The following is a 19580-nucleotide window of genomic DNA, read 5'->3' as shown; positions in this document are numbered from 1 at the left end:
CCGACGCGGGAGGGCATCCGACTGATGGGCATGCCCTCTCCTCTCCCCATGCGCGACGGCGTGGGCGCGACACGGCTCCATGTGCCGCTGCGCGGACCCTGGCCGACCGTGTCGGCCTACATGGTGGAGCGCTTCTTCCATCTCGACCCCGACGTGCTGCTGCAGCGCTTCGACAAGGGCGACATCGTGGCGAGCGACGGGTCGGCGGTGGCGCGCGACGCCCCTCTCGGCTCCGAGGAGTTCGTCTGGTACTACCGCGAGCCCCCGGCGGAGCAGACGATCCCGTTCACCGAGGAGATCCTGCACCAGGACGATCACCTCGTGGTCGTCGACAAGCCGCACTTCCTGCCGACGACTCCGGGCGGGAAGTTCCTCCAGAACTCCGCCCTGGTGCGGCTGCGCAACCGCCTCGGGAATCCCGACCTCGCGCCGATCCACCGCCTGGACCGTGCGACGGCAGGACTGCTGATGTTCGCGGTGCGCCCGGCCACGCGCGGCGCCTACCAGCTGCTGTTCGAGAAGCGGCAGGTGCAGAAGGTCTACGAGGCCGTGTCGGCGCGTCCGGATGGGTGGGACGCGACCCGCTTCCCGTTGGTGTATCGCAACCACATCGAGAAGCTTCGCGCCCAGGTGCGCGTCGAGGTCGACGACGAGCGCGAACCGAATGCCGAGACTCTCATCGAGGTGATCGACGCCGACGACCGCGTCGTGCACACGCTGCTGCGCCCGCACAGCGGCAAGATGCATCAGCTGCGCGTGCATCTCGCGGCCATCGGTCTCGGCATCCTGAACGACCGGTTCTACCCGGAGCTGCTCGAGGACGGGCCGGACGACTACGCCCGGCCGCTGCAGCTGCTCGCGCGCGAACTGCGGTTCGTCGATCCTCTGAGCGGCGAGGACCGCGTCTTCACCACCCGGCGGACGTTGGCCGAGGCGCCCGTCAGCGCCGCATGATCCGGCGCGCGAGCTTCGTGCCGAGCAGCTGCACGAAGTGCACGAACACGACGATCAGCACGATCGCTGCCCACATCACGACCGGTTCGAACTGCCGGAAGCCGTAGATCTGGGCGAAGGCGCCGAGACCGCCGCCGCCGATGAGGCCGGCCATCGCGGTCATGTCGATGAGCGCCACGACGATGAACGTGTAGCCGAGGATGAGCGGCCCGAGCGACTCGGGGATCGCGACCGTGAAGAGGATGCGCCAGGGGCCGGCGCCCATCGATCGTGCGGCTTCGATGACACCGGGCGAGACCGAGACCAGGTGCTGCTCGACGATGCGGCCGATCGCGAAGGCCGCGGCGAGACCGATGATGAAGGCGCCGGCCGTGGTGCCGATGCCGACGCCGACCACCGCGCGAGCGAACGGCTGCGCCACAGCCATGAAGATCACGAACGGGATCGGACGGAAGAAGTTGACGGCGAGGTTCGCGATCGTCGAGACGAACGCGTTCTGCACGAGTCCGCCCGGCCGGGTCACGTAGAGGATGATGCCGATCACGAGGCCCAGCACGCCACCCAGCACGAGCGCGAACGACGTCATGTACAGGGTCTCGAGGGCTGCTTGCCAGAACTCCGGCCCGAGTTCGATCAGACGATCCATCAGCGTGCCTCCTCTCCGGCGATCTCGGTGACTTCGACACGGTCGCCGATCGACGCCAGCGCGCCGTCGATCGCCGCGCTCTCTCCCCGGATCGCGAGCGTGAGATGACCGAAGGCGCGACCGCGGATGTCGTTGATGCCGCCGAACACGAGCTCGAAGTCCAGGCCCGCGTTCGCGAGGTCGAGGAACACCTGCGCCTGCGACGAGTCCCCGTCGCGGAATGAGAAGGTGACGATGCGGCCCTGATGACGCTCGCGAAGCACCGCGAGTTCCGACGGCGACGGCACGCCCTTGACGACGGTGCCGACGAAGCGCTGCGATGCCGGGTTCTGCGGGGCCGAGAACACGTCGAACACGTCACCCTGCTCGATGACCCGGCCGCGCTCCATCACGGCGACCTTCGTGGCGATGGTCTGGATGACGTCCATCTCGTGCGTGATGACGACGATCGTCACGCCCTGCTCCTTGTTCACGCGCTGGAGCAGGTCGAGCACCTCGTGGGTCGTCTGCGGGTCGAGCGCGCTGGTCGCCTCATCGGCGAGGAGGATCGCAGGACCCGTCGCGAGAGCGCGGGCGATGCCGACGCGCTGCTTCTGGCCACCGGAGAGCTGCTCCGGGTAGGCCTTGGCCTTGTCGGACAGGCCGACGAACGAGAGCAGCTCGGTGACTCGGGCCTCGATGTCGGCCTTCTTCCACCCGGCGAGCGTGAGCGGATAGGCGATGTTCGCCTTGACGCTGCGCGAGGAGAAGAGGTTGAACTGCTGGAAGATCATGCCGATGCCGCCGCGGATGCGCCGGAGCTCGCTCTCCTTGAGCGCGGTGATGTCGACGCCGTCGACGAGGATGCTGCCGGCGGTCGCCGGCTCCAGCGCGTTGATCAGGCGCACGAGCGTCGACTTGCCGGCTCCGGAGTATCCGATGATGCCGAAGACGTCGCCCTTCTCGATCTCGAGGGTGACGTCGTCGACCGCGACGATCTCGCCGTCTCCGGGGTTCCGCGAAGGGTAGGCCTTCGAGACATTGGTCAGGCTCACGATCGGCATGTGCTTCTCCGGTCTGGTTCTCGGGAAATGAGAATCGGGTGACGCACACGGCGTCACCCGATTCTCGCATCAGGCGGGATCGCTCCCGCCCGTGCTCACTTGTTCTCTGCAGCTTCCTTCTGGACCTTCTTCAGCGAGTCCACGAGGTCCTTGACCGGCGTCTGCAGCGACAGGGCCGTGCCTCCCGACGACTCCGCGAGGCCCTTCTGCACGGCCTCGTCGGTCTGGAAGATCTCGACGAGCTTGAGGTACGTCTCGTTGTCGGCGTCTTCGGCGCGCGCGGCGAAGATGTTCACGTACGGCAACGCGTTCGGGTCTTCGATGTCGTCGGTGGCCAGCGCGTCCTCGAACGTCAGACCGGCATCCTTCACGAAGTCGTTGTTGATGATCGCTGCGGCGACGTCCGGGAGCGAGGTCGGGGTGAGTGCGGCTTCGAGGGCCTTGACCTGCACCTTGGACTTCTCGGTGTCGACGTCGGCGAGGTCGGAGTACGGCGTGCCGCCGCTCTTGAGCTCGACGAGACCCGCCTGCTGGAGGACGTTGAGCGAGCGCGCCTGGTTGGAGGCGTCGTCCGGAACGGCGACGGTCTCGCCCTTCTGGATGTCCTTCACGTCGTCGTACTTCGTGGAGTACAGACCCAGGGGGTAGATCGCGGTCGAGCCGATCGGAGTGAGATCCGAGCCCGACGCCTCGTTGTACTCGGCGAGGTACACGATGTGCTGGAACTGGTTGAGGTCGACCTCGCCCTCCGTGAGTGCAGGGTTCGGCTGCTCGTAGCTGCCGAAGTCGACGAGCTCGACGGTGATGCCCTCTTCGGCGGCGGCCTCGACGAAGGGCTCCCACTGCGCGTCGCCCTTGCCGACGATGCCGACCTTGACGACCTCGTTCTCGGTGGATCCACCGCCGTCGGAGCCGGCGTCGGACGACGCGGTGGCGCAACCGGCGAGCGCGACGAAGAGCGGGACCGCGGCGAGCGCGGCGATGACGGAGGTGGTGCGACGTGACATGGGAAGGGTTCCTCTCGTGGGGGGACTCGAATACGTTAGGCAGGCTCGTGCGCGCACGCGGAATCGACCGTCACACGACGTCACAGCGTGAGCGGATGCCGCTCAGTCGAACTCTTCGATGCCCTGCAGGCGCACCTGTTCCAGGTCGAGCCGCGCCGAGATCCGTCGCACGACGATGTCGTCGACGGTGCCGGCACCGCGGAGCCCCAGCAGCACCTCGCGCTTGCGGTCGAGGAGGGCGAGCTTGAGCCGCGTGTGCTCCTCATGGCGGATGAGCGGCGAGCGCTGGGCGAGGTCGACGTCGGCCGAGGTGGCGATCATCTGCAGCACCGTGCCGTCGGTGGCATCCGTCCCCGCGACGCCGAGCGGCGTCGCATCGTCGGCATCCGTCCCGCCGATGCCCAGCGGATCGGGCTCGTCGAGGAGGTCGTCGAGCGCCTCCGCCTCGGCGTCCACGAGAGCCTGCTCGCGAGCCAGGGAGCGCGCGTTCTCGAACTCCAGCATCTGGTAGCCCTCGGCTCGCACCCGGTCGCGGACCTCCTGACCCACTCCATGCTCGGCCGCGAGGTCGTCGAGAGCGGCGAGTGCCGCACCGGAGATCGCCCGCTCCGCGAGCTCGTACTCCTCGTCCTCGGCATGGTCGACGGGAAACTTCGCCCAGCGCACGATCATCGGCAGAAGCGGCGCCTGCACGAGGAGGCTCAGCAGGATGACGCCCGCGGTGACGAAGACGATCTCGTCGCGCCCCGCGACCGCGCCGCCTTCGCTGATCCCGGCGGGCACGGAGAGGGCGATGGCGAGCGAGACCGCTCCCCGCATCCCCGCGACCGTGGAGACCGCACGCGCCCGCGACCGCATCCCCCGGGGAAGCGGGGTCGCCGGGCGACGTTGGAACGGGACGTTCATCAGCTGGAACAGGTATCGCACGACCAGCAGCGTGACCCACACGGAGAGCGTGATGAGCACGAGCCGTCCGATCGCCGCAGCCGAGATCTCGTGGACGACGTACTGGACCTCGAGACCGATGAGCACGAAGAGCGCGCCGTTGAGGAGGAAGACGCCGAACGGCCACGCGGCATCCGCCTGCCGTCGCGACGACGCCGTCGTCACGCGTGGCGAGATGTAGGCGACGATGAGACCCGCCACGACGACCGCGAGCACCCCGGAAGCATGCACGATCTCCGCGACGAGGAACGCCGAGAACGGGATCAGCAGCAGGGTGACGTTGATCACGATGGTCGACGTCGTACGGCTCAGCAGCAGATAGCCGAGAGCTGCGACGGCGGCTCCGGCCGCGACGCCGCCGATGTACGAGACCAGCACGTCCCAGGTGACCGAGAGCGGGGTGATCTGCCCGCCGAGCGCGACCGACACCGCGATGGCGTAGAGCACGAGAGCCGTGCCGTCGTTGGTGAGGCTCTCCGCCTTCAGCTTCATGAACGAACGTCGCGGCAGCAGCCGTCCGAGGGCGGCGACGGCCGTGGCGTCCGGCGGCGCGACGGCCGCACCGAGGATCAGCGCGATCTCCCACGGCATGCCGAACAGCACGGCGATGCCGGCGACGGCAAAAGCGGATGCCACGACGAGAACCGTGCTCATCGGCAGGATGTACCGGAAGTCGCGGCGGATCGAGCGCAGCGAGGTCGTCAGACTCTCCCAGAACAGGATCACGGGCAGGAACAGCAGCAGCACCGTCTCCGGCGGCAGCTGCACCTCGCGCAGCTGCGGCACGAAGCCGAGCAGCAGCCCGAAGATGACGAGGACGAGGGGCAGTGCGAGGCGCACACGCGGTGCGATCAGGGTTCCGACAAGAATCGTGAGTCCGAGTAGGACGGTTACTTCGAGGCCTTCCATCACTACCTCCCAACACCTGTGGGAGAAGGATATTCCTCATCACGCGCCGACGGTCAGGTTCTCTCGACCTTCGTCGACGAGACTGAGCCGGAAACCCCGCGGGAACGAGGAGCAACGGATGACGACGGCGAGCGCGCAGGACCAGGATCTCCCCGACCGAACGGCCGGCAGACGAGGCGTGCGACCCGGTTTCGTGCTGACGGCGCTGCTCGGCGCCCCGATCGCCCTGCTGCTCTCGTGGCCTCAGGCCCTTGCGGCCGAGCGGCTCCCGGGAATCGCGCAGCTGATCGCCCTCCGCGCGGGTCTCGCGATCGCTCTGCTCATCACAGGGATCGTCTTCGCCGTCGTCGCACGCGCGCGACGACGCTGGTCGATCGCCGCGGCGCTGGCGGTGCTGCTCCTCGCATCGTCGGCGGCCAACGCCGGTGCGCTGCTCGCGAGGGGCGGCGGTGCGACCGCAAGCTCGGGCTCGGGCTCGGGCGAGCTGACGGTCGTCGCGTGGAACACACTCGGCGGGGCGGCGACGCCGCAGTCGATCGCCCGGCTCGTCATCGAGACGGATGCCGACATCGTGAGCCTGCCCGAGACCGACGAGGCGGCGGTGGCGGAGATCGCCCGGCTCGTGGCCGTCGACGGCAAGCCCATGACCGCTGACACGACCCGCGGCCCCGAGGGCGATGCGGACATCCCCACCTCCCTCCTGCTCTCGGCCGATCTGGGCGACTATCGGATCGACGAGGGCGCGGGTTCCACCCCGAACCTTCCGAGCGCCGTGTGGGAGCCCGTCGACGGCACCGGTCCCCGCATCGTCGCCGCACATCCGCTGCCGCCGCTGCCCGGCATGTTCGACGACTGGGACGCGGGGCTCGACTGGGTCTCCGATCGCTGCACCGACCCGGATGTCATCATCGCCGGCGACCTGAACGCGACGGTCGACCACCTCGGCAGCGTGCTCGACGGCTGCCGGGATGCCGCGCTCGAGACAGGCGCCTCCGCGGTCGGCACGTGGCCGGCGTCCGCGCCGCCGTGGCTCGCCTCGCCCATCGATCACGTGCTGGTCGGTGAAGCGTGGGAGGTGCGCACGGCATCCGTGATCACGGATGCAGCCGGGAGCGATCACCGGCCGATCGTCGCCGTGATCGCGCGGCGATGAACCGCTTCCCGGCAGCTCCGGTCAGGCCAGCTCCTCCGACAGCTCGAACCAGCGCAGCTCCAGCTCCTCGATCTCGGCCTGCGTCTCGCCGATCGCCTTCATCTTGTCGGCGATGCCGGCGTAGTCGGACTGATCGTGCTCGGCCAGCGCGTTCTTCGCCTTGTTGATCTGCTGCGTGAGCTTCTCGATGCGGCGCTCCAGCGCGGAGATCTCCTTCTGAGCCGTGCGGAGGGCTGCGCCGTCCAAGGCGGATGCCTTCTTCGCCGTGTTCGTCGCCGTCTGCGACTTGCTCGGCGCAGCATCCTGCAGCTGTCGCAGCCGCAGGTACTCGTCCACTCCCCCCGGCAGGTGACGGAGGTGGCCGTCGAGGATCGCGTACTGCTGGTCGGTGACGCGCTCCAGGAAGTACCGGTCGTGGCTCACGACGAGGAGAGTGCCCGACCACGAGTCGAGGAGGTCCTCGATCGCGGCGAGCATGTCGGTGTCGAGGTCGTTGGTGGGCTCGTCGAGGATCAGCACGTTGGGCTGGTCGAGGAGCACCAGGAGGAGCTGCAGCCGGCGCTGCTGCCCGCCGGAGAGATCCTTCACCGGCGTCGACAGCTGGGCGGAGTCGAACCCGAGCCGCTCGAGCAGCTGACCGGGCGTGAGATCCTGCGCCTTCGAGCCCGAACCGAGCGTGTACGAGGTGCGCAGGCGGGAGATCACGACGCGGACCGGCTCGCGGCGCACGTCCTCCAGCTCGTCGAGGCGCTGCGTGAGCGTCTTGACGATCACGGTCGAGCCGCGCTTGACGCGGCCGACGGTCGGCTCGACGGTGCCCGCGATGAGGCCCAGGAGCGTGGACTTGCCGGCGCCGTTGACGCCGAGGATGCCGGTGCGCTCCCCCGGCGCGATGCGCCATTCGACATCGCGCAGCACCTCACGCGTGCCGCCGTCCGTCTTCGGGTAGGTCACCCCGACGTCGAGCAGGTCGACGACATCTTTGCCGAGCCGGGAGACGGCGAGCGACTGCAGGGAGACCTTGTCGCGGATCTCGGGCACGTCGGCGATGAGCTCGTTGGCCGCGTCGATGCGGAACTTGGGCTTGGCGGTGCGCGCGGGCGCACCGCGGCGGAGCCACGCGAGCTCCTTGCGTGCGAGGTTCTGGCGCTTCGCCTCGATCGTGGCGTTCATCCGGTCGCGCTCGACGCGCTGCAGGATGTACGCGGCGTATCCGCCTTCGAAGGGCTCGACGATGCGATCGTGCACCTCCCACGTCTCGGTGCAGATCTCGTCGAGGAACCACCGATCGTGGGTGACGACCATGAGGGCGCCGGAGTTCGCGGTCCACCGCTTCTTCAGGTGTCCGGCGAGCCAGGTGATCGCCTCGACATCGAGGTGGTTGGTGGGCTCGTCGAGGGCGATGACGTCCCAGTCCCCCGCGAGCAGCTTCGCGAGCGACACACGGCGCCGCTGACCGCCGCTGAGCGAGCCGATCTCGGCATCCCACGGGAGGTCCTTCAGGAGCCCCTCGATGACGTCGCGGACACGGGAGTCGCCGGCCCACTCGTACTCCGGCATGTCGCCGACGACGGCCTGGCTGATCGTGACGTCATCGGCGAGCGTGTCGGCCTGGTCGAGGACGCCGATGCGGATGCCGCCGCGCACGGTGACGCGTCCTGCGCTCGGCTGCTTCGTGCCGGCCAGCATGCCGAGGAGGCTCGACTTGCCGTCGCCGTTGCGCCCGACGATGCCGATGCGGTCACCCTCCTCGATGCCGAGGGTCACGGAGTCGAAGACGACCCTGGTCGGATATTCGAGGTGGAGGCCTTCGGCCCCGAGAAGATGTGCCATGTCCTCTCAAGGGTACTCGCGTGCGCTGGGCGCAACGTCCCCGGTCTCGCCCGGCCTAAGATCGACGGGTGCCAAGGAAACACCGGGTGTTCTCGCTCTCGCTCGACAATCGCAAGGCGAAGCTGATGCAGTCGAAGAGGCGCCCCGGTCGCTACGAGCTCAGCGTCGATGGGATTCCGCAGTCCGTCGTCTCGATGACCGAGCCCACCGCCCTCGAATACGCCTACATCCAGCACATCGCCAGAGCGATCGATGCCGCGGCCGACCCGGGCGAGCCGTTGTTCACCGTGCATCTGGGGGCCGGAGCGCTCACGCTGGCACGCTACGTCGAGGCCACCCGTGCCGGGTCGCCTCAACTCGTGGTCGAGTTCGAGCCGGCTCTCTATGCAGCGGTGATCGCCGCGCTGCCTCTTCCCGCCGGTGCCGACCTGCGAGTCATCTTCGGCGATGCGCGAGCGATCGCAGACGCGGAGCTCCCCGGCGAGGGGCGATCCCCGTCCCCCGCGCTCGGCGCCGCACCGACGGGCGCCACCGCCGTCGACACCGATTGGGTGGATGCGCGCTTCACCGTCGTCGATCTCTGGGATGCCGCCGTCATCCGACACCATGTGGCCAGCCAGGAGTTCTACCGCCGGGTCGCCGCACGCTCCGCGACCGACGGTGTCGTTGCGGTCAACCTGCTCGATGGGCATCCTTTCGAGTACTCACGGCGACAGGCGGCCACCCTGAGCACGGTATTCGAGCACGTCGCCGTCGTTCTCGACGCAGAACCGGACGACGATGAAGGACCGCTCAGCAACGTCGTCGTCTTCGCGAGCGATGAGCCACTGGACATCGTGACGAACCCCGATCTTCTCGGCACGCCGCGACCGCACATGCTCCACGACGATCGGCTGACGTCATGGATCGCTGAGGCGCGCATCATGACCGACGCCGACGGCACGGACTCCCCCGACCCCGACGATCCCATCTGGGACTAGGTGGCCGACGGCGAACATATCTTCGAATGTCGGTGGCCGGTGATGTACTGAAGTCATGGAAGCGATGGTCGATGCGACAGACTCTCAGATGGCGACACTCGCCGATCTGGTCGCGTCGTTGGCTGCCGCTGAGGCGACGCTGAGCAGCATGCAGGCCGCACGCGACGGTTTGCTGGCGCTGGCCGGCCGCCTCGCCGTCGACATCGCGCAGCAGGCGGACCACCCCGATGGCGGTGACATGACGATCCGGTCCGTCGCCGCCGAGATCGGCGCCGTGCAGCGCGTGAGCGACCGCACGGTCGAGCGCCGCATGTCCGATGCCTCCTGGTTGGTGGACCGCTTCCCGTCGGTCTGGCAGGCGCAGGGTGAGGGGCGGATCAACGCGGCGCACTCGCGCGTGATCGTCGACGCGGGTGCGCATCTCGACGACGAGGCGGATCGCGCGGCCTACGCCGCGGAGGCCCTCGCGGCCGCGGCTGTCGAGTCGCCGAACCGCTTGCGCCGCATCGCTCGGCGGCTCGCGGAGAAGTATCAGAAGCGCACGGTGACCGAGCGGCATCGCACCGCCCGCGAGAAGCGGCGGGTCTGGATGAAGGACGGCGAAGACGGCATGGCCGAGCTGGGCATGCACGGCCCCGCGACCCTCGTTCACGGCATGTTCGACCGCCTCTCACAGATGGCGCACGCCCTCAAAGAAGAGAACGCGAGAGCGGCGAAGAAGGCAGACGGCGTCCGCGACGAACGCACGATCGATCAGCTGCGTGCCGATCTGCTCGCCGACCTCGTCCTCACCGGCGCGCCGACCGCACACGACACCGAAGACGGGCTGCTCGGCGCGATCCACGCGCGGGTCGAGGTAACCGTGCCCGCATCGTCCCTGATGAACGGCGAAACGACCTCCTCGGCGGGGCCGTGCTCCCCACCGGCCGAGTTGGACGGCACGATGCCGCTCGATTCCTGGACCGCCCGCTTCTTCGCCGCGACCGCAGCGGGGTGGGATCGCGTCTTCACCCATCCGACCAGCGGCGCGATGCTCTCGGTCGACCGGTATCGTCCCAGCGAGCGGCTCCGGCGGCATCTTCGAGCCCGAGACCAGCGATGTCGTTTTCCGACCTGCGGTCTGGCCGCGCGAAAATGCGACGTCGATCACAACGTCGCAGCGGCCGCGGGTGGAGCCACCTCCCACGAGAACCTCGCGGCGTTCTGTCGACGGCATCACATGCTGAAGCACCATTCGCCGTGGCACGTAAGTCAGAAGGCGGGTGGAGTTCTCGAGTGGACGAGTCCGACCGGCCGCGTCTATACGGATGAGCCCCCCGCGCAGAACACCGTCACCTTCACCGAGAGCACGGCATTCGACGACAGCGCGGGCGCACCCGCACCGTTCTGAGCACACGAGCCGGTGTCGCGGAGACCAAACCCGGGCCGCACACTTTGCCCGCGAGGACAAGCCGGCCTCGAGTGCGCATCGGAAGAATTCGAACATGGACACCGACGCCGTCGCCCGCCTCGTCTCCCGCTACGCAGCGCCCACCGGCCCGGGACTGGCGGTGGGCGTCTACCGCGGCGGAGTGCTGGTGAGCCAGTTCACGGCAGGACTGGCCTCGGTCGAGTTCGGCGTGCCGATCGACGAGCACACCCGCTTCGACATCGCCTCGATGAGCAAGCAGTTCGCGGCCACCGCGGTCCTGCTCCTGGCCCGAGACGGTCTCGTCAGCCTCGACGACGACATCCGCGCGCACCTGCCCGAGCTGCGCCTCGAGACCCCCGTGACGATCGCGCAATGCCTGCAGCACACCGGTGGGCTGCGCGAATGGCTGGCCCTCGCCGCCGTCGCCGGTCGGAGCCTGACCCGGATCACCCAGGATCAGACATTGGAGTTCGTCTCCGGCCTCTCGACGCTCGACTTCCCCCCTGGCGCGGCGTTCCGCTACTCCAACACGGGGTACGTTCTCGCGGCATCACTGGTGCACCGCGTCACCGGGCGCACCCTCGGCGAGTTCGCCGCCGAGCGGATCTTCCGGCCTCTCGGCATGCACCGCACGCTCTTTCGCGAGGACAGCCGTGCCGTCCTCCCCGGGTTCGCCTACGGCTACGAATCGATCGATGACCGTGTGCTCCGTGCCGACAGCGAGGAATGCGCCGTCGGGGACGGTGGTCTCGTGACCAGCCTGAGCGAGCTCGGTCCCTGGCTCCGCTTCCTGCGCGACGGAGACGTCCTCGGCGAAGACATCCGCGACACGCTGGTCGACAGCACCCCCGTCTTCCCGGACGGGAGCGCCGGGCCCTACGCCTACGGCATCTACCATGCGGACCTCGGCGGCGAGAGCACGATCGGTCACGCGGGCGCCGTGGCCGGCTACCGCTCGCACCTCTGCTACCTGCCCGACCACGACCTCGGCGTCGTCGTGCTGGCGAACCACTCCGCCGTGCGGGCCACCGTCATCGCGAACGCGGTCGCGCGGCTCGCGGTCGGTGTCCCGGAAGCACCTGTCCCGGCACCGGCCCACGGCACTGAGTCGGCCCGCGCGGCGGCGGGATGGTGGATCATGCCGGGCGCGGACGAATCCATGCGGACCGAGGCTCGTCTCGACGGGACGCTCACCCTCTCGGGGTTCCAGAGCGGGCGCTTCACACTCGCCGAAGACGGATGCTGGTACGGCGAGGACCGGGATGAGGGACTGCAGCTGCTGATCGACGGCGACCGCCTCGTGCTTCGGGTCCACATGCGGCCGGGGCGGGATCTGACGTTCGAACGCTGCGCCGCCCCCGACGCGTCAACGCCCCCACCGGCGGGGACATATCTCAGCCCGGAGCTCGGCACGCTCGTGCTCATCGAGCCGGACGGCAGGTTCCGCCTCGGCCTCGACATCGCCGGCGAAGTCGAGGCGGGGCCGGATGGAACGTTCCTGGTCGGTCCGGCGTCGGTGCGCCGCGACGGAGACGATCTGCGACTCGGGATCTTCGGCGTGGACGGGTTGCGATTCGTACGGCAACCGGAGGGAACGGCGCTCGTCGGCGTCCCGCGCGGGCTCGACACGGCATCCTGAGATCATGACCGTTGAGCACGCCGCCGAGTCGTCCACGACGCTGGGCACCCTTCTCGACACCCTCGGCTCCACCGTGCTCCGTGCCGTGGCGCTGCCGAAGGGACGCGACCGGAGCGCGGGGCATCCGCTGATCCTCGATCCGGACTCGACCGACCCGCACGCCGGCGATGCGATCGTGCTCGCTCCCGGGCGACCGTCCGCGGAGCTGATGGACTGGGCGGCCGAGACGGGCGCGGCGGCGCTGGTGGTGCGCACCGGCGCGATCGACGCCTCGGCGTGGGGTGAGGCGGCGAGGCGCACCGGGGTGGCCGTGCTCGAATCGTCCCCCGATGTCACCTGGGGACGGCTGTACACGCTCGTCGATGCGATCAAGACGATGTCCGGACCGGTCTCGGATTCCGACAGCCGTCACTCGACCGACCTCTTCCGACTCGCGAACGACATCGCGCTGCGTACGGGTGGGGCCGTCACGATCGAAGATCTCGCCATGCGCGTGCTCGCCTATTCGACGATCCCCGGCCAGGAGGTCGACGGACTGCGCCGCGACGGGATCCTCGGACGCCGGGTCCCCGACCATCCGTCCAACGCCGAGGAGTACGCCGCCGTGCTGCGTTCGATGACCGCGGTGCGCAGCCTGCCGACGGAGGAGGATCTCCCCCGCCTCGCGATCGCCGTGCGCGACCGCGGCGAGGCGCTCGGCACCATCTGGGTGCTCGAGGGATCGACGCCGCTCTCGGCCGACGCCGGGGAGGTCCTCGCCGAGGCCGCGCAGCGCGCCGCCGCCCAGCTCGCGCGATTCAACCTCGTCGCGGATGCCGATCGGCGTCAGCGCAGCGAGCGACTCGGCTGGCTGATCCGCGGATCAGGGGCGACCGCGAGCATCGCCGGGCACTTCGGGCTCGAGCCGTCGTCACCCACGACCGTGATCGTCGTCGACCGGATCGCGGAGCACCGTCCCACTCGCCGCGGTGTCTCGATGCACACGGCAGCGTCGTACGTCGGCGACCTGCTCCGCACCGGACTGTCCGCGTATCGCATCCCCGCGGCAGCCGGCGCCTTCGACGGCCGCGCGATGGCCGTCGCCGGCACATCCGCCGACACGGCCGTGCTGCAGTCGATCATCGCCACCGTGATCGCGAGGGCGAACGAGAGCATCGGCAGCGGATGGCGCGCCGGCGTGAGCGCGACGCTCCCCGGGCTCACCGGCATCCCGTCCGCCGCCGCACAGGCTGCTCAGGCCTGGCGCGCGGTCGCGCACATGCCGGGACACGGCGAGATCGGCCTGCACGAACGCCTCGGACCCGGACTGCTCCTGATGGAGATCCACTCGAGCCTCGGTCAGAGCGAACTCGTCTCGGGCGAGCCGCTCCGGACGCTCCTGGCGCACGATGCGGCCAACGGCACCGACTACGTCAAGAGCCTCAGCCGCTGGATCGGCGCGAACCACGACGTCGCGCGCGCCGCAGAGCTCCTGATGCTGCACCCGAACACCCTGCGCCACCGACTCCGGCGCATCGCCGAGGTCATCGACATCGACGATGCGGATCTCCGTCTGGTCCTCGCACTGCAGCTCCGGCTGCGAGAGATCGACGGCGCGGCGATCTGATCTCCGTCCGCCCGAACGGCGACGAGCCGCCCGGACCGCTCCCGAGGGAGGAGATCCGGACGGCTCGTGCGATGCCCTCGAAGAGGGCGGGTGTCTTACTGGTACGACTTCACGATCTCGAGGAGGCTCGGGACGTTGGCGTACGCCTCGGCCGCGTTCTCCTTCGTGACGATCAGCGGCTCGAGCAGGTACGCCGGGACGACCTTGGCGCCGTTGTCGTACGACTCGGTGTCGTTGACGTCGACCTCTTCGCCCTTCTGCAGCTGGCCGACCATCTTGATCGACTGCTCGACGAGGAGCGTGGTGTCCTTGTTGATCGTGGAGTACTGGATGCCCTCCATGATCGACTTGACCGACTCGACCTCGGAGTCCTGACCCGTGACGACCGGGACCGGCTTGCCGGCCTGCTGCACCGAGGTGATGATGGCGCGAGCCAGCGTGTCGTTCGGCGAGAGGACGCCGTCGAGGACGGTGTCACCGCTGTACGAACCGGTCAGGAGCGTGTCCATGCGGTTCTGGGCGTTCTCGGCGAGCCATCCCTCGGTCGCCGTCTGGGCGATCTCGGTCTGGCCGGAGACGACCTTCAGCGTGCCGTCATCGATCTTCGGCTGCAGGACCTCCATGGCGCCGTCGAAGAAGACCGCGGAGTTCGCGTCGTCCGGCGAGCCGGAGAACAGCTCGATGTTGTACGGAGCCTCGTGACCGGCACGCTCGGCGAGACCGTCGAGCAGAGCCTGGCCCTGGAGCTGACCGACCTTGAAGTTGTCGAAGGCGACGTAGTAGTCGACGGCCTCGGTGTTCTCGATCAGACGGTCGTAGGCGATGACCGTGGCGCCGGCGTCCTTGGCCGCCTGCACCTGCGTGGCCAGCTGCTTGCCGTCCTTCGCGCCGATGATGATGACCTTGGCGCCGTTGGTGACCATCGCCTGGATCTGGTTCTGCTGCTCGGCGACCGTGTTGCTGGCCGGTGCGTACTGCACGTCTGCCTTGAAGCCGGCCTTCTCGAGACCGTCCGTGAACAGCTGACCGGCGAGGACCCAGTTCTCCGAGGTCTTGTCCGGGAGGGCGACACCGATCGTGGCACCGGCGTCGAAGCCCTTGGCGGTCTCCTCCCCCGATCCACCGGTGTCCCCGCCGCGCTCCGAGGAGCAGCCGGTGAGGGCGAAGGCGCCCGCGACGACAAGCGCTGTCGCCGACAGAAGAATCTTCTTCATGTGATCTCTTTCTCTGGTGTGTGAAGGTCGTCTCACGCGTGCGAACGCGATTCGACCCCTACTGTCCGCTCGTCTTGTCGACGGGTGGGGCTTGGTAGGTCTTGTTGGGCTCGAAGGTCTGCAGCGCCGGGTCTTCCTTGCGACCGAACCGGCGGGTCATGAAGCCGATGAGCGAGGGGCGGCCCTGCTGCTTGTTCCAGACGTCGATGCCGACCGCGATGAGGAGCACGAGGCCCTTGATCATCGAGACGACGTCGGCACCCTGGCCGAGCAGCGCGAGGCCGTTGTTGAGGAACGCCATGACGAGACCACCGATGATCGAGCCGATCACGGTGCCGATGCCGCCGGCGACGGCCGCGCCGCCGATGAAGACCGAGGCGATCGCGTCGAGCTCCCAGCCGGTTCCGTCGTTCGGACCGGACGCCTGCGAGCGGGCGACGAAGATCATGCCGGCGAGGGCGGCCAGCATCGACATGTTCATCATCACGAAGAAGTCGACCCAGCGGTCCTTCACACCCGACAGGCGGGCGGCCTGCCGGTTGCCGCCGACCGCGTAGATGTGGCGGCCGAACACGGTGTTGCTCGTGATGAAGGTGTACACGATCACGAGAGCGAGCAGGATGAGACCCGGAACCGGGAAGCTCGTGCCCGGGCGGCCGGTGGCGAACATCCAGGCGGCGGCGAGGACGACGACCGAGAGCAGCACGACCTTGGTCACGCTCACCCAGACGGGCGCGCGGTCGGATCCCATCTTGCGCTGCACGCGGCGGGTGCGGATCTCCCAGAACACGAGCCAGGCGACGGCGACGAGCGCGAGCAGCATGGTCGGGATGTTGAACGGCAGCGGAAGCCCGATCTCGGGCAGGTAGCCCGTTCCGATGATCTGGAAGCCCTTCGGGACCGGGATGGTCTGCGCATCGCCGATCCACTGCTGCGCACCGCGGAAGAACAGCATGCCGGCCAGCGTCACGATGAACGCCGGTACGCCGACGTAGGCGACCCAGAATCCCTGCCAGGCGCCGACGGCGGCTCCCACGGCGAGGCCGAGGAGGATCGCGAGCGGCCAGGGGAGGTTCCACTCCGCCATCGACTTCGCCACGATGATGCCGGTGAACGCGGCCACGGAGCCGACCGAGAGGTCGATGTGCCCCATGATGATCACCATCACCATGCCGATCGCGAGGATCAGGATGAACGAGTACTGGTTGATGACGTTGATCAGGTTGCCCGAGGTGAGAGTCGCACCGTTCGGACCGTTGCGCAGCAGGGTCAGGATCTCGAACAGCACGATGATGACGATCAGGCTGCCGAGGATGCCGAACTGACGCAGCGTCGACGTTCCGCCGCCGCCGAACATCTTGGTGATGTCCTTGAAGTGGAACCCGGTCTTCGCGGGGGTGGATTCGGTGGTCATGCGGATGCTTTCTGGGTCGCGGACGTCATGCTGCGCATGAGGGCCTCGGGTGTCGCCTGATCGGCCGGGATGCAGTCGGTGACCCGACCTTCGAAGACGGTGTAGATGCGGTCGGAGATGCCCAGCAGCTCCGGCAGCTCGCTGGAGATGACGATGACGCCCTTGCCCTGCGCCGCGAGCTGGTTGATGATCGCGTAGATCTCGTACTTCGCTCCGACGTCGATGCCGCGGGTGGGCTCGTCGAGGATCAGCAGGTCAGGATCCGTGAACATCCACTTGGCCAGGACGACCTTCTGCTGATTGCCGCCCGAGAGCTTTCCGACGCCCTCCTCGACCGAAGGTGTCTTGATCCGCAGCGCCTTGCGGTAGTCGTCGGCGACCGAGAACTCCTGGCGCGCGTCGACGACTCCGTTGCGGGAGATCTTCGAGAGCTTGGCGGCGACGACGGACCGCTTGATGGTGTCGAGGAGGTTCAGCCCCAGCGACTTGCGATCCTCGCTCACGTAGGCGAGACCGTGCTTGATCGCGGAGGCGACGTCGGGCAGGACCACCTCCTGGCCGTCCTTGATCATGGTCCCCGAGAGGAACGTGCCGTACGAGCGGCCGAAGATGCTCATCGCGAACTCGGTGCGCCCGGCGCCCATGAGACCGGCGATGCCGACGACCTCGCCGCGGCGGACGTTGAGGTTCGAGCCCTTGACGACCATGCGCTCGGAGACGGTCGGATGCTGCACCCACCAGTCCTTCACCTCGAAGAACACCTCTCCGATGTCGGGCGTGCGGTCGGGGTAGCGGCTCTCCAGCGACCGGCCGACCATGCCGCGGATGATGCGGTCCTCGTTGATCTCCCCGCGCGAGATGTCGAGCGTCTCGACCGTGCGCCCATCGCGGATGATCGTGATCTCATCGGCGATCTGCTCGATCTCGTTGAGCTTGTGGCTGATCATGATCGACGCGATGCCCTTGGCCTTCAGACCGAGGATCAGGTCGAGCAGGTGCTGCGAGTCGTTCTCGTTCAGCGCGGCGGTCGGCTCGTCGAGGATGAGGAGCTTGACGTCCTTGTTGAGCGCCTTCGCGATCTCGATGAGCTGCTGCTTGCCGACGCCGAGCGTCTTGATCTGCACGTCGGGGTCTTCGTTCAGCCCGACGCGGGCGAGCAGCTCGGCGGCCCGCTGCTTCTGCGCCTGCCAGTCGATGCGGCCGAAGCGGCGGATCTCGTTGCCGAGGAAGATGTTCTCGGTGACGGAGAGCTCGGGGATGAGCGCGAGCTCCTGGTGGATGATCGCGATGCCGGCCTGCTCGCTGGCGACGATGTCCTTGAAGCGCTGCTCCTCGCCGTAGAGCAGGATCTCGCCCTCGTACGTCCCGTAGGGGTAGACCCCCGACAGCACCTTCATGAGAGTGGACTTCCCGGCGCCGTTCTCGCCGCAGATCGCGTGGATCTCGGCGGCGCGCACGGTGATGGATACGTCGGCGAGTGCCTTGACCCCCGGGAACTCCTTCGTGATGCTGCGCATCTCGAGGATGGGGCCTGACACTGTCGGCAACGTTGCTGTGGTGCTCACGGATCTTTCCTTGCAGACGTGCGGTCACCTTCGATGTGACCGTTCACATTGGATTACATCGTCCCCGCACGAGGGACCGCTGTCAAGTCCGCGTGCAGAATTCGTGTCGCTACCGTGATGCGGCCGACTCGCGGGCACGCAGGAGCGTCTTGAGCGGGCCGAACTCCGGCACCTGCTCGTTGCGGATCTGCGCCAGGAGGATGCGGACGGCCCTCCGCCCGAGCTCCGGGAAGTCCTGATGCACCGTGCTCAGCGTGGGCGCGACGTGCGCTGCGACGGGGATGTCGTCGAATCCGATCACGCTCACGTCGTGCGGCACACGGACCCCGGCGTCGCGGAATCCGTGCATCAGACCGATCGCCATCAGGTCGTTGGCGGCGAACACCGCCGTGAAGTCGCGGCGGCGCGACAGCTCCTGCCCCGCGAAGTACCCGAAGTCCGCCGTCCAGTCACCGCGGATCGGCGGGAACGTGGGCAGATCCGCCTCCCGCAGCCCGTCGAGGTATCCGCGCATGCGGGACTCCGCCTCGATCCAGTCCTGCGGGCCTGCCAGGTGCAGGATGTCGCTGTGGCCGAGGGCGATCAGGTGCTCCGTCGCCGCGCGCGCACCGGCGACCTGATCCGCGGAGAGACTCACGCCGTCGGAGCCGGATGCCGTCTGCAGGTTGACGAAGGGGATGTCCAGCGACATCCCGCGCAGGACGTGGAAGACGCGCACCTGCGGGGCGAGCACGACGATGCCGTCGACCTGCTCCCGCGCCAGCTGCCGCACCGCCGTGCCGATCGCCTCGGGCGTCGTGTCGGCGAGGTTCAGCGTCGAGACGGAGTATCCCTCCTCCCGCGCGGCATCCTCGATGCTCGCGATCGACGATGTCGGACCGAACTCGCCGATCGTCGCGGAGAGGATCCCCAGCATGTTCGACTTGCTGGTCACGAGGGCGCGCGCCGCGAGGTTCGGGCGGTAGTCGAGCACGGAGATCGCGTCGAGGACCTTGGCCTTCGTCTCCGGGCGGATGCTCGGGTGATCGTTCAGCACCCGGGACACGGTCTGATGCGAGACACCCGCCAGACGCGCGACGTCGCGGATGCTCGGCATCCGGGCACGCTCGGAGGCGGTGGACATCGCAGGCCTCCTTGCATGTGCACGGTCACATCGTCCCTTCATTATGTCTCCCCGACCGGTCGAGTGCATCTTCGCGGGTCCGGTGGGGGCGTCCGCAGACGCCGGAGCATTCCGTGCGTTGTCGGATCGCACCGGATT

The 19580-nt window shown here is 68.3% G+C and carries 15 protein-coding genes; 6 read left to right on the top strand and 9 right to left on the bottom strand.

Features of this window, described 5'->3' with window-relative positions; all coding sequences use genetic code 11:
• The first annotated feature begins 30 nt into the window (after positions 1-30).
• The gene (locus MRBLWH11_RS11800; RefSeq protein ID WP_341945016.1) at positions 31-954 is read left to right on the top strand and encodes a pseudouridine synthase; all 924 of its coding nucleotides are present in this window, start codon (positions 31-33) and stop codon (positions 952-954) included.
• Here MRBLWH11_RS11800 and MRBLWH11_RS11795 read toward each other — a convergent pair.
• From MRBLWH11_RS11795 to MRBLWH11_RS11780, 4 genes are all read right to left on the bottom strand, one after another.
• Entirely contained in the window at positions 941-1600 is a 660-nt protein-coding gene (locus MRBLWH11_RS11795) for an ABC transporter permease subunit (RefSeq protein WP_341945015.1), read from the bottom strand. The genes MRBLWH11_RS11800 and MRBLWH11_RS11795 overlap by 14 nt on opposite strands.
• On the bottom strand, positions 1600-2643 hold the full coding sequence (locus MRBLWH11_RS11790) for a methionine ABC transporter ATP-binding protein (RefSeq protein WP_116636445.1): 1044 nt from the start codon (positions 2641-2643) through the stop codon (positions 1600-1602). Before MRBLWH11_RS11790 ends, MRBLWH11_RS11795 begins: the two co-directional genes overlap by 1 nt.
• A 95-nt stretch (positions 2644-2738) precedes the next feature.
• On the bottom strand, positions 2739-3650 hold the full coding sequence (locus MRBLWH11_RS11785) for a MetQ/NlpA family ABC transporter substrate-binding protein (protein WP_116636446.1): 912 nt from the start codon (positions 3648-3650) through the stop codon (positions 2739-2741).
• A gap of 102 nt (positions 3651-3752) precedes the next feature.
• Positions 3753-5504, bottom strand: coding sequence for a Na+/H+ antiporter (locus MRBLWH11_RS11780; RefSeq protein ID WP_341945014.1), 1752 nt, complete (start codon positions 5502-5504; stop codon positions 3753-3755).
• Between the two features lie 118 nt (positions 5505-5622).
• Here MRBLWH11_RS11780 and MRBLWH11_RS11775 point away from each other — a divergent pair, with 118 nt between their 5' ends.
• On the top strand, positions 5623-6657 hold the full coding sequence (locus MRBLWH11_RS11775; RefSeq protein WP_341945013.1) for an endonuclease/exonuclease/phosphatase family protein: 1035 nt from the start codon (positions 5623-5625) through the stop codon (positions 6655-6657).
• A gap of 21 nt (positions 6658-6678) precedes the next feature.
• Here MRBLWH11_RS11775 and MRBLWH11_RS11770 read toward each other — a convergent pair whose 3' ends face one another.
• Positions 6679-8490 carry an ABC-F family ATP-binding cassette domain-containing protein gene (locus MRBLWH11_RS11770; RefSeq protein WP_341945012.1) on the bottom strand — a complete coding sequence of 604 codons (1812 nt, stop codon included), beginning with the start codon at positions 8488-8490 and terminating at the stop codon, positions 6679-6681.
• A gap of 68 nt (positions 8491-8558) precedes the next feature.
• Here MRBLWH11_RS11770 and MRBLWH11_RS11765 point away from each other — a divergent pair, with 68 nt between their 5' ends.
• From MRBLWH11_RS11765 to MRBLWH11_RS11750, 4 genes are all read left to right on the top strand, one after another.
• Complete coding sequence (locus MRBLWH11_RS11765; RefSeq protein WP_341945011.1) at positions 8559-9470, top strand: spermine synthase; 912 nt, start codon at positions 8559-8561, stop codon at positions 9468-9470.
• An 88-nt stretch (positions 9471-9558) separates the two neighbouring features.
• A complete protein-coding gene (locus tag MRBLWH11_RS11760; RefSeq protein ID WP_341945010.1) occupies positions 9559-10860 on the top strand; it encodes a DUF222 domain-containing protein in 1302 nt (433 codons plus the stop codon).
• A gap of 94 nt (positions 10861-10954) precedes the next feature.
• On the top strand, positions 10955-12520 hold the full coding sequence (locus tag MRBLWH11_RS11755; RefSeq protein ID WP_341945009.1) for a serine hydrolase domain-containing protein: 1566 nt from the start codon (positions 10955-10957) through the stop codon (positions 12518-12520).
• A 4-nt stretch (positions 12521-12524) separates the two neighbouring features.
• A complete protein-coding gene (locus tag MRBLWH11_RS11750; RefSeq protein WP_341945008.1) occupies positions 12525-14126 on the top strand; it encodes a helix-turn-helix domain-containing protein in 1602 nt (533 codons plus the stop codon).
• A gap of 95 nt (positions 14127-14221) precedes the next feature.
• On the opposite strand, the gene MRBLWH11_RS11745 is transcribed toward MRBLWH11_RS11750, so the two are convergent.
• The 4 genes from MRBLWH11_RS11745 to MRBLWH11_RS11730 form a co-directional block, all read right to left on the bottom strand.
• Complete coding sequence (locus tag MRBLWH11_RS11745; RefSeq protein WP_116636454.1) at positions 14222-15340, bottom strand: sugar-binding protein; 1119 nt, start codon at positions 15338-15340, stop codon at positions 14222-14224.
• Positions 15341-15398: 58 nt separating this feature from the next.
• On the bottom strand, positions 15399-16754 hold the full coding sequence (gene mmsB / locus MRBLWH11_RS11740) for a multiple monosaccharide ABC transporter permease (protein ID WP_116636455.1): 1356 nt from the start codon (positions 16752-16754) through the stop codon (positions 15399-15401).
• Entirely contained in the window at positions 16751-18271 is a 1521-nt protein-coding gene (mmsA, locus tag MRBLWH11_RS11735) for a multiple monosaccharide ABC transporter ATP-binding protein (RefSeq protein ID WP_279303218.1), read from the bottom strand. The genes mmsB and mmsA overlap by 4 nt, the downstream gene beginning before the upstream one ends.
• Before the next feature lie 157 nt (positions 18272-18428).
• Complete coding sequence (locus tag MRBLWH11_RS11730) at positions 18429-19442, bottom strand: LacI family DNA-binding transcriptional regulator (RefSeq protein WP_116636457.1); 1014 nt, start codon at positions 19440-19442, stop codon at positions 18429-18431.
• Between the last annotated feature and the right edge of the window lie 138 nt (positions 19443-19580).

The organism is Microbacterium sp. LWH11-1.2 (assembly GCF_038397745.1).
GTDB lineage: Bacteria > Actinomycetota > Actinomycetes > Actinomycetales > Microbacteriaceae > Microbacterium.
Note: the sequence above shows the minus strand (reverse complement) of the source record. Positions and strands in the feature narration are given on the sequence as shown.

Coding starts and splice junctions, on each gene's coding strand:
- MRBLWH11_RS11790 (WP_116636445.1), bottom strand. CDS start 2,643: ATGCCGATCGTGAGCCTGACCAATGTCTCGAAGGCCTACCCTTCGCGG.
- MRBLWH11_RS11755 (WP_341945009.1), top strand. CDS start 10,955: ATGGACACCGACGCCGTCGCCCGCCTCGTCTCCCGCTACGCAGCGCCC.
- MRBLWH11_RS11770 (WP_341945012.1), bottom strand. CDS start 8,490: ATGGCACATCTTCTCGGGGCCGAAGGCCTCCACCTCGAATATCCGACC.
- MRBLWH11_RS11775 (WP_341945013.1), top strand. CDS start 5,623: ATGACGACGGCGAGCGCGCAGGACCAGGATCTCCCCGACCGAACGGCC.
- MRBLWH11_RS11795 (WP_341945015.1), bottom strand. CDS start 1,600: ATGGATCGTCTGATCGAACTCGGGCCGGAGTTCTGGCAAGCAGCCCTC.
- MRBLWH11_RS11750 (WP_341945008.1), top strand. CDS start 12,525: ATGACCGTTGAGCACGCCGCCGAGTCGTCCACGACGCTGGGCACCCTT.
- MRBLWH11_RS11785 (WP_116636446.1), bottom strand. CDS start 3,650: ATGTCACGTCGCACCACCTCCGTCATCGCCGCGCTCGCCGCGGTCCCG.
- MRBLWH11_RS11760 (WP_341945010.1), top strand. CDS start 9,559: ATGGCGACACTCGCCGATCTGGTCGCGTCGTTGGCTGCCGCTGAGGCG.
- MRBLWH11_RS11730 (WP_116636457.1), bottom strand. CDS start 19,442: ATGTCCACCGCCTCCGAGCGTGCCCGGATGCCGAGCATCCGCGACGTC.
- mmsA (WP_279303218.1), bottom strand. CDS start 18,271: ATGCGCAGCATCACGAAGGAGTTCCCGGGGGTCAAGGCACTCGCCGAC.
- mmsB (WP_116636455.1), bottom strand. CDS start 16,754: ATGACCACCGAATCCACCCCCGCGAAGACCGGGTTCCACTTCAAGGAC.
- MRBLWH11_RS11780 (WP_341945014.1), bottom strand. CDS start 5,504: ATGGAAGGCCTCGAAGTAACCGTCCTACTCGGACTCACGATTCTTGTC.
- MRBLWH11_RS11745 (WP_116636454.1), bottom strand. CDS start 15,340: ATGAAGAAGATTCTTCTGTCGGCGACAGCGCTTGTCGTCGCGGGCGCC.
- MRBLWH11_RS11800 (WP_341945016.1), top strand. CDS start 31: ATGCCCTCTCCTCTCCCCATGCGCGACGGCGTGGGCGCGACACGGCTC.